General features: G+C 28.9%; 9 protein-coding genes and 1 rRNA gene. 2 read left to right on the forward strand and 8 right to left on the reverse strand.

Translation table 11 applies throughout. The features are described 5' to 3' along the window. Positions 1-91: 91 nt before the first annotated feature. Together K0039_RS13580 and K0039_RS13585 are read left to right on the forward strand one after the other, a co-directional pair. Positions 92-1,522: a nicotinate phosphoribosyltransferase gene (locus K0039_RS13580; RefSeq protein WP_228105604.1), complete on the forward strand. Its 1,431-nt coding sequence runs from the start codon at positions 92-94 to the stop codon at positions 1,520-1,522. Positions 1,523-1,554: 32 nt separating this feature from the next. Next, the gene (locus K0039_RS13585; RefSeq protein WP_018591994.1) at positions 1,555-1,983 is read left to right on the forward strand and encodes an Lrp/AsnC family transcriptional regulator; all 429 of its coding nucleotides are present in this window, start codon (positions 1,555-1,557) and stop codon (positions 1,981-1,983) included. Between the two features lie 22 nt (positions 1,984-2,005). Here the strand turns inward: K0039_RS13585 and K0039_RS13590 are convergent, their stop codons facing one another. The 8 genes from K0039_RS13590 to rrf all read right to left on the reverse strand — a co-directional run bounded on the left by K0039_RS13590 (position 2,006) and on the right by rrf (position 8,615). After that, positions 2,006-2,710: an HD domain-containing protein gene (locus K0039_RS13590; protein ID WP_228105605.1), complete on the reverse strand. Its 705-nt coding sequence runs from the start codon at positions 2,708-2,710 to the stop codon at positions 2,006-2,008. A 20-nt stretch (positions 2,711-2,730) separates the two neighbouring features. After that, a complete protein-coding gene (gene rsmI / locus K0039_RS13595; protein WP_228105606.1) occupies positions 2,731-3,564 on the reverse strand; it encodes a 16S rRNA (cytidine(1402)-2'-O)-methyltransferase in 834 nt (277 codons plus the stop codon). 2 nt (positions 3,565-3,566) lie between these two features. Beyond that, the gene (locus K0039_RS13600) at positions 3,567-4,316 is read right to left on the reverse strand and encodes a tRNA1(Val) (adenine(37)-N6)-methyltransferase (RefSeq protein ID WP_228105607.1); all 750 of its coding nucleotides are present in this window, start codon (positions 4,314-4,316) and stop codon (positions 3,567-3,569) included. 51 nt (positions 4,317-4,367) lie between these two features. After that, positions 4,368-5,255: a PSP1 domain-containing protein gene (locus tag K0039_RS13605; RefSeq protein ID WP_228105608.1), complete on the reverse strand. Its 888-nt coding sequence runs from the start codon at positions 5,253-5,255 to the stop codon at positions 4,368-4,370. Continuing rightward, positions 5,252-6,202 carry a DNA polymerase III subunit gene (locus K0039_RS13610; protein ID WP_228105609.1) on the reverse strand — a complete coding sequence of 317 codons (951 nt, stop codon included), beginning with the start codon at positions 6,200-6,202 and terminating at the stop codon, positions 5,252-5,254. Before K0039_RS13610 ends, K0039_RS13605 begins: the two co-directional genes overlap by 4 nt. 160 nt (positions 6,203-6,362) lie before the next feature. Further along, positions 6,363-6,953 (reverse strand): guanylate kinase, encoded by a 591-nt coding sequence (locus tag K0039_RS13615; RefSeq protein ID WP_228105610.1) that lies wholly within the window; start codon positions 6,951-6,953, stop codon positions 6,363-6,365. Positions 6,954-6,977: 24 nt separating this feature from the next. After that, positions 6,978-8,405, reverse strand: coding sequence for an aminotransferase class I/II-fold pyridoxal phosphate-dependent enzyme (locus K0039_RS13620; protein ID WP_228105611.1), 1,428 nt, complete (start codon positions 8,403-8,405; stop codon positions 6,978-6,980). 93 nt (positions 8,406-8,498) lie between these two features. Beyond that, positions 8,499-8,615: ribosomal RNA gene (gene rrf / locus K0039_RS13625) — 5S ribosomal RNA — on the reverse strand. Positions 8,616-8,680: the final 65 nt, after the last annotated feature.

An 8,680-nucleotide genomic window follows, 5' to 3' on the forward strand; every position in this document is an offset into this window, starting at 1 on the left:
CATATACTTTATGCTTGAAAGTTGAGGTATATTATGTTTTAGTATAAGTATAAGGTTTTTTAATTTATTTAAATGTTTAAGGAGAAATACCATGAGAAATTTAACACTTCTTACTGATTTGTATCAATTAACTATGTTAAATGGGTACTATGAGAAGAATATTCATGAAGACATAGTAGTATTTGATATGTTCTTCAGGAAAAACGCTTGTAATGGTGGCTATACTATTATTTGCGGTATAGAACAATTAGTAGAATACATTAATGATCTTCATTTTTCAGATGATGACTTAAAATACTTAAAAAGCCTAGGTTTATTTTCTGATAAATTCTTAGACTTTTTAAAAGATTTTAAATTTACTGGGGATATATATGCTGTAGAAGAAGGGACTATAATGTTCCCAAAAGAGCCTGTAATAACAGTTAAAGCACCTTTATATCAAGCTCAATTAATAGAAACTGCTTTACTTACAATAGTGAATTTCCAATCACTGATTGCTACTAAAGCTTCTAGAGTTTGTTATTCTGCTGCTGGAGATCCTGTTTTTGAGTTCGGTCTTAGACGTGCTCAAGGACCAGATGCAGGTACTTATGGAGCAAGGGCTGCCGTAATAGGAGGATGTACCGGAACTGCTAATGTATTAGCTGGGAAAATGTTTGACATACCTGTTATTGGAACTCAAGCTCATAGCTGGGTTCAAAAATTTGACAATGAATTAGAATCTTTCCGTGCTTACGCGGATGTTTACCCAGACAAGTGTTTATTATTGGTTGATACATATGATGTCCTAAAAAGCGGTGTTCCAAATGCTATAAAAGTATTTGATGAACTAAAAGCTAAGGGGCATAAGCCAATGGGAATTAGAATAGATTCCGGGGATTTACAATACTTATCTGTTGAAGCAAAAAAATTATTTGAAGAAGCTGGTTATACTGATTTATCATATACTGCTTCCAATGATTTAGATGAGTATACTATTGCCAGCTTAAAATCAAGTGGCGCAGCAATAAACTCTTGGGGTGTTGGTACAAAATTAATTACATCGGCTGAATCACCATCTTTAGGAGGAGTTTATAAACTAGCTGGTTCTTATGATGGTGATACGCTAGTTCCTAAAATAAAAGTTTCTGAAGAGCCAGAAAAAATAAATAATCCAGGATTTAAAAAAGTAGTAAGGATATATAATGAAGACAATATGGCTGAAGCTGATTTAATCATGCTTCATGATGAAAAAATCGATACAAGTAAACCATTAACGATTTTTGACCCTACATATACTTGGAAGCATAAAACCTTCCATAACTACACAATAAAAGAACTTCAAAAACCACTATTTAAAAATGGTGAGTGCAAATACGTTTCTAAAAGCGTTAATGAAGTTAAAAAATATGTTAATAACCAATTTAATACTCTTTGGGATGCTTATAAAAGATTTTCTAACCCTAAAGAATATAAAGTTGATTTATCGGACAACCTTTGGACACTAAAATCTGACTTGCTAGATTCAAAAAAACGCTTATAATATACATTATAATAATAAAAGGGGGCCTATCAATGGATGTAACAGATTACAGAATCATAGAGATCTTACAAAAAGACGGTAGAATTTCTATGAAAGATTTAGGTAAAATAGTAGGATTAACTTCTCCTGCTGTTTCAGAAAGAGTAAAGAGATTAGAAGAATCTGGTGTTATAGAAGGATATAAAGCTATAGTTAATCCAGATGCTTTAGGAAGAGTAATAAAAGCATTTATACATATATCGCTACCTAGCGATAAATATGTTGCATTTTTAGAAGCTGCAAGAAATGACCCTAGAATAGTTGAATGTCACCATGTTACTGGAGACGACTGTTCTCTTCTAAAAGTTATTGTAAAAGATATGTATGAACTAGAAAGTGTTATTGATGGTATTAAGACAATCGGCTCAACAAAAACATCCGTAATACTATCAACTCCAATACAATCAAAAGCAATTTTGTAAAAAAAAATGTATCCTTTTAATATTAAAAGGATACATTTTTTTTATATTTATATAGATAAACAGTTAAAATATAATAAATATATGATTTTAAAATTTCTTCATCTTCTTTTGGATCTAATAATTTTTTAGTTGCAGTAATATCTGCAAACCCTAATAACATTACTCCAATAACATCATCTTGTAATTTATTAAACATTTCTTCAATTACTTCATGAGATGCATCACTTTTTTTATAAATAGTAAGAAGATACATATGGTATCTAGTATAGTTATAAAGTAATTCTATGGATTTTTGTGATAAATTAAGGTTTTTTCCTACTTCTATGGCAATATCTCCACTAAACTTTTCATGTCCTTTAAAATGTGTTCTTCCATTTTCATCTATAGTTTTTGCTTTTGATTTTCCTATATCATGTAAAAAAACACCTAGTTTTAACAAATCTAAAACCTTTATATCATCTTCTACTATTGTATTTAGGTATTTCCATATACCTTCATTTAGATGAGTTGGAAATTTGTTTTCTTCTATAAGTTTTTCAAATTCTTCCAATGCATAAATAGTATGACTAAAGCAATCTACCTTATGATATTTACACTGCCCTACTTCTTTCATACTACTAGCTTCTGGTATTATATCTTCTAAAACTCCACTTTCATCTAGCTCCCATATTTTTTCGCAGGCATTATTACTTTTTATCCCATTAATTATCTTAGATCCGTTCTCCATAAAATCACCCCGTCTCTTCTTTATAAGTCTAGTACTTGCTTGTAAACAACATCCTTTTTTAGTTTTCTTTCTTTACAAACTACTTTTATAGCATCCTTTTTACTCATACCATCCTCTAAAAGAGATTCTACATATTCTCTTTCACTTAAGTTGCTATAATCATTAGCTAAAGTTTTTTCGCCCTTAAATCCATCAACAATTAAAACAAATTCACCTTTAACGTCTTTTTCATTAAATATATTTATAACTGTTTCAATATCTTGTCTTATTACTTCTTGATACTTTTTAGTAAGCTCTCTATTCACTGATATTTCTCTATTTCCTAAAATTTTAAGCATATCTTTTAAAGTATCTTTTAGTCTATGAGGCGATTCATAGAAAATCATAGTTCTTTCTTCTTCTTTTACTTCTTCTAATCTACTTCTTCTTATCTTCTTGTCCCTATCTAAGAAACCTTCAAAAGCAAATTTATGAGTATTCATTCCAGATCCAACTAATGCAACAACAAATGCTGTTGCTCCTGGCAATACATCTATTTCTATATTATGCTCTATTGCTAACTTAATTAAATCCTCTCCTGGGTCAGAAATTCCTGGCATTCCTGCATCACTTATCAATGCTATATTTTCACCTTCAAGTAATTTATTTATTAAATATATTCCTTTTGAATCTTTGTTGTGCTCAAAATAGCTTGTAAGTGGCTTAGATATTTCGAAATGATTTAATAGTTTTACACTATGTCTTGTATCTTCTGCTGCTATTAAATCAACTTCATTTAAAACTCTCAAAGTTCTATATGTTATATCTTCAAGATTTCCTATAGGTGTTGGACATATATATAATTTCCCACTCATTATTATTCTCCTATATTTTCATTTGCATATATTTCTTCTATTTCTTTTGTGTAATTTCCATTTTCATCGTAAACATATAAAGGATCTAAAATTTTTAATTCTGGTCTACCATCCTTTGTAAACTCAACTAAAACTAAATTAGGTGCTTTATTTGCTCTTGGGTGAACAAATTGTATGACTTTAGGTTCTAGGTTATATTTTCTGCCTAAAGTTACTATATCAACAAGTCTTATAGGTCTGTGTATCATGAAGAACTTTCCTCTAGGCATTACAAGTCTCGAAGCTGATCTTATTACATCCTCTAAATCACAAAGTACCTCATGTCTAGATATGGCCTTTTTGTCATTTGGATTTTGTATTCCATTCATATGCATATATGGTGGATTAGAAGTTGCCACATGATATCCATGGACTTCTAATTGCTTGTCTATAGTTTTTATATCACCTTTTACTATTTCAACTCTATTTTGCAAGTCATTTAGTTTAACTGTTCTATTAGCCATTTCCCATACTTCTTCTTGTATTTCCACGCCAACGATTTTTTCAGCTTCACTTTTTCCAGCTATAAGTACAGGTATTATTCCTGTTCCTGTTCCTAAATCTACAACTTTTGCTTTCTTTTTTACTTTAGTAAAATTCGCTAAAAGAACTGCATCTATACCAAAACAAAATCCATTTTTATCTTGTATAACTTTTAATCCTTTTAGTTGCAAGTCATCTATTCTTTCAGTGTCCTTTATTTTTACCTCCATGTATTTCTCCTTTACAATAATAGTAGGGGAATTAAATAATCCCCCTATACTTTAGTCCTCTAATTTTTTAAGCTCTTTTAGCGTAGCCATATCAATATCTAAATCTTTTCCTTTTCCACAACCATCACATTTCTTAGGTGCTTGAAGTACTTTTATTTCTTCTTTCATGCATATTCTTATAGTTTTATCGTTAAATTCTACCTTAGCTTGTTCTAATAAAGGATTTGTTTCTATAACTTTACCTTTATTACCATCTACTTTTACTATAGATCCAACTGGTGGAACTTTTTCTATAGCTTCCACATAAACATCGTGCTCATATTTTAAGCAACAGAAAAGTCTTCCGCATATTCCTGATATTTTAGTTGGATTTAATGATAAACTTTGATCTTTAGCCATTTTAATTGATACTGGTTGGAAATCTCCAAGCCATGAAGAACAACAAAGGCTTCTTCCGCAAGGTCCAAGTCCACCTATTGATTTTGCTTCATCTCTAACTCCAATTTGTCTAAGTTCTATTCTTGTCTTAAATATTGCAGCCAAATCTTTAACTAGTTCTCTAAAATCTATTCTTCCTTCTGCCGTGAAGTAGAAAATTAGTTTATTTCTATCAAAAGTATATTCACAATCTATTAAATACATTGTAAGCTCATGTTCTTTAATTTTTTGTAAGCATAATTCAAAAGTTTCTTTAGCTTTTTCCTTATTTTCTTTATATATCTTAGTATCTTCTTCTGTAGCAATTCTTATGATGGGTTTTAATGGTGAAACTAAACTTTCTTCATCTATTTCTTTCTTACCAACAACAACAGTTCCGTATTCTAATCCTCTTGCAGTCTCAACTACAACATCCATATCTTTTTCTATTGCAAAATCAACTGGATCAAAGTAGTATATTTTCCCTGCATTTTTAAATCTTACTCCTACAATATTTATCATTTAATCACCTCATATATATTTAAAGACATTACTTGTATACTTACATTAAAGTTACAATTACCTTTTATTTTTATTTTAGTATCTTCTATTATATCAATAATTTTAGATACCTGAGAATATGTAATTTTAGTGCTCACATTTTGTATAAATACTATTTTATCAGCATTTATTATCATATTTTTATCTACATGTTCTTTGCAAATCATTATATCTCTAAAATAATTAATCATCATATCAAGTACTGTTATGCTTTCACTCTTATACTTTTCCATTTGACTAGGTATATCAAGAATTTCAACCATATTCTTACTTAATATTGTTTCTATATAATTTTGAACGCTTTCTTTCATTTCATAAAAATCATTAGAACTAGATAATTCTAAAGCTTTTTTCATACTCCCTCTAGAAAATGCTGATAAAAGATTCGCTCTATTCTCTTCTACTCCTTGACTAACTAAATAGTTTTTTACTTCAACAAAAGAAATTGGTGTAAATTTTATCACTTCACATCTAGATCTTATTGTTGGTAACAAACTTTCTTTATTATTAGTGACAAGAATAATTATAGCATATTCAGGTGGTTCTTCTAATGTTTTTAACAATGCATTTTGAGCCTCTACAGTCATTTTTTCAGCTTTATCTATTATATAGATTTTGTATTTCTTATGCGGCTTAATAACAATGTCTGATTGTAAATTTCTTATTTGAGCTATTTTTATACTATTACCATCAGGTTTCACTCTTATACAGTCTGGGGCATTTTCAAGATGAGGAGTTTCAAGAAGTATTTCTGCCAATTCTTTAGCAAAAGTTTCTTTTCCTATTCCTTCTATACCTTCAAACATATATGCATGGTTTATTTTGCCCTTTTTTATAGAGTTGTTCATATATTTTTTAGCAAACTCTTGTCCTTTTATATTTTCAAAATACATATCTATTTTCTCCACAGAGTAATTTTTTATTTTTGTAGTAATTATCTTATATTATAACAAATAATCAACTTATTTCTATATTTATTCTATACACTTTTTGTAATTTATATAAAAAACAATTAATTTATAATTTTAATAATAAAAAAAGAGATATTATTATATCCCTTTTTCGTTATTATTGTATTAAATTTAAGATATCTTTTTTTATATCATTAATACAATTTTCTAAGTTTTCATTTATATAAAGTTTATTAATACCTAGGTTTGATAAATTTTCATCACTAAAATCTTTATTGTCTGCTAAAAATCTTCTACACAACTCATCATAATTAGGCTTATCCTGTTTCCTTTCTCTTTCTAAGGCTCTCTCTAACCTAACTCCATCTTCTATGTCAATATAAAATGGACATACCTTATCATCTCCAAAATAATCTCTTAAACTCTTATAAGCTTCTAATGTTGTTATTAATAAATAATTGTTTTTATTTAAATCTATCTGTCCATCATTTATAGTTCCATAGAACCAATCGCCATGTATCGTGTGATACACTCTTTTTTCTATTACTTTATTTTCTTTTTCAAATTTATTTAATTCATCTGTATTAATAAAGAAATATTCTACACCATTAGTTTCATTTGTACGCTTAGGTCTCGTTGTGTAAGATACAATTGGCTTTAAATCCAAGTCCTTATCATCGTTTATCTCTTTAAATATTGTATCTTTACCTGAACTACTTTTTCCCATTAAACAAAAAATTTTGCCCATATTTCCCTCCCGTTCTTTCAATAGCTAAAAATAGTTTTGATTTATGTCAATAACATCTATACATCCTAAGTTAACATCTTTAATGCCACTTACTATCATACCACTTTTAACCCCCTGCTGGATATAAGTAATAATTTCTTGTGTAATTATTTCTCCAGGTGAAATTAAACTTATTCCTGGTGGATATGGTATTATATATTCTCCGCTTACTTTTCCAACACTATCTTCTAACTTAACACTTTTTTTATCACTATAAAATGCTTGTCTTGGATTTAGTACTTTTTCAGGAATACTTTCTGGATAATTTGTATCCTCCAATAACTTCTTTTTATTTATATTTAAAATTAAATCATCCAATGCCTTTTCTAATCTAATAAAGTCCTCTTCATCATTGGCAATGGTACATATTAATAAAATTCCATAATAATTAGATAGTTCAACTTGAATTTTATATTTTTCTCTTAAGATAGTATCTAACTCATACCCTGTAATACCTAATTTCTTTAAAGAAACAAAAATCTTTGTTTCATCCATATTGTTATCAATTATAATATTTTCATTATTTCTAAATTTACTTTTAAAATTATCTATATTACTAAGTAAATCCTCCATTAATTTTATTCCATACTTATCATATATATCTACTGCTAATTCCAGCGAAGTTAAAAGTACGTATGAGGGGCTTGAAGATTCTAAAAACCTTAACATAGCTCCTATTTTATTTTTATCGACTCTGTTTCCTTTTATATGCATCATAGAAGATTGAGTAAATGATGGTAATGTCTTATGAGTACTTTGAATTATTATATCTGCTCCTTGTTCTATGGCTGATTTAGGTAGATTGTCGCTTAATTGTAAATGTGCTCCATGTGCTTCATCAACAATTACAATTATATTTTTGCTATGGGCATAATCGCATACAGCTTTTAAATCAAATGTCCTTCCATAATAAGTAGGATAAGTAAGCACTACGGCCTTTGCATCTAAGTTGTTATCTATTACTGACTTTGTATTTTTCACATCTACACCCATTATTATATTTGTCTTCTTACACACCTTAGACTTTATGTATACTGGCTCTATATCTCCTAATATACATGCATTTATAACTGATTGATGACAATCTCTATTTACAATTATCTTTGATTTTGGATTACAAACCGCCATAATAGATGCCTCTATACCACAAGTAGTTCCATTAACCAAATAAATTGTTTTATAACTGTTAAAAACCATTGCTGATCTATCTTGCGATTCTTTTATAATTTCTTTTGCATTATGTAAATTATCAGTTCCATCTATCTCAGTTGTATCTAAAGTGTATATTTTTTCTAAAATATTTTTATATCCTAGTTTTTGAAAAACTTTCCCCATCTTATGACCTGGTACATGAAAAGATGTCAAATTATCATCTCTTAATTCTTCTAATTTATTCAAAATATAATTTTCCATAACTTCTCCTTATAAATTTATCTATAAAAATAAGACCGATGATTGTTGTTTAAAATCCTCGGTCTCATTTATATTTTTCTAATAAAAAAGATTACGTGGCTACGTGCTACTCTCCCAGGGGGTCGCCCCCCAAGTACCATCGCCGCTTAAGAGCTTAACTTCTGTGTTCGGAATGGGAACAGGTGTATCCTCTTTGCTATAATAACCACATAATCTTTATTAAAAATTACATATCGCCAACGATATACCTTCGCTATCGCTTCAGGTAAATCCGT

This window comes from Terrisporobacter mayombei (assembly GCF_020748465.1).
GTDB classification, from domain to species: Bacteria; Bacillota; Clostridia; order Peptostreptococcales; family Peptostreptococcaceae; genus Terrisporobacter; species Terrisporobacter mayombei.

Coding starts and splice junctions, on each gene's coding strand:
- K0039_RS13580 (WP_228105604.1), top strand. CDS start 92: ATGAGAAATTTAACACTTCTTACTGATTTGTATCAATTAACTATGTTA.
- K0039_RS13585 (WP_018591994.1), top strand. CDS start 1,555: ATGGATGTAACAGATTACAGAATCATAGAGATCTTACAAAAAGACGGT.
- K0039_RS13590 (WP_228105605.1), bottom strand. CDS start 2,710: ATGGAGAACGGATCTAAGATAATTAATGGGATAAAAAGTAATAATGCC.
- rsmI (WP_228105606.1), bottom strand. CDS start 3,564: ATGAGTGGGAAATTATATATATGTCCAACACCTATAGGAAATCTTGAA.
- K0039_RS13600 (WP_228105607.1), bottom strand. CDS start 4,316: ATGGAGGTAAAAATAAAGGACACTGAAAGAATAGATGACTTGCAACTA.
- K0039_RS13605 (WP_228105608.1), bottom strand. CDS start 5,255: ATGATAAATATTGTAGGAGTAAGATTTAAAAATGCAGGGAAAATATAC.
- K0039_RS13615 (WP_228105610.1), bottom strand. CDS start 6,953: ATGGGCAAAATTTTTTGTTTAATGGGAAAAAGTAGTTCAGGTAAAGAT.
- K0039_RS13620 (WP_228105611.1), bottom strand. CDS start 8,405: ATGGAAAATTATATTTTGAATAAATTAGAAGAATTAAGAGATGATAAT.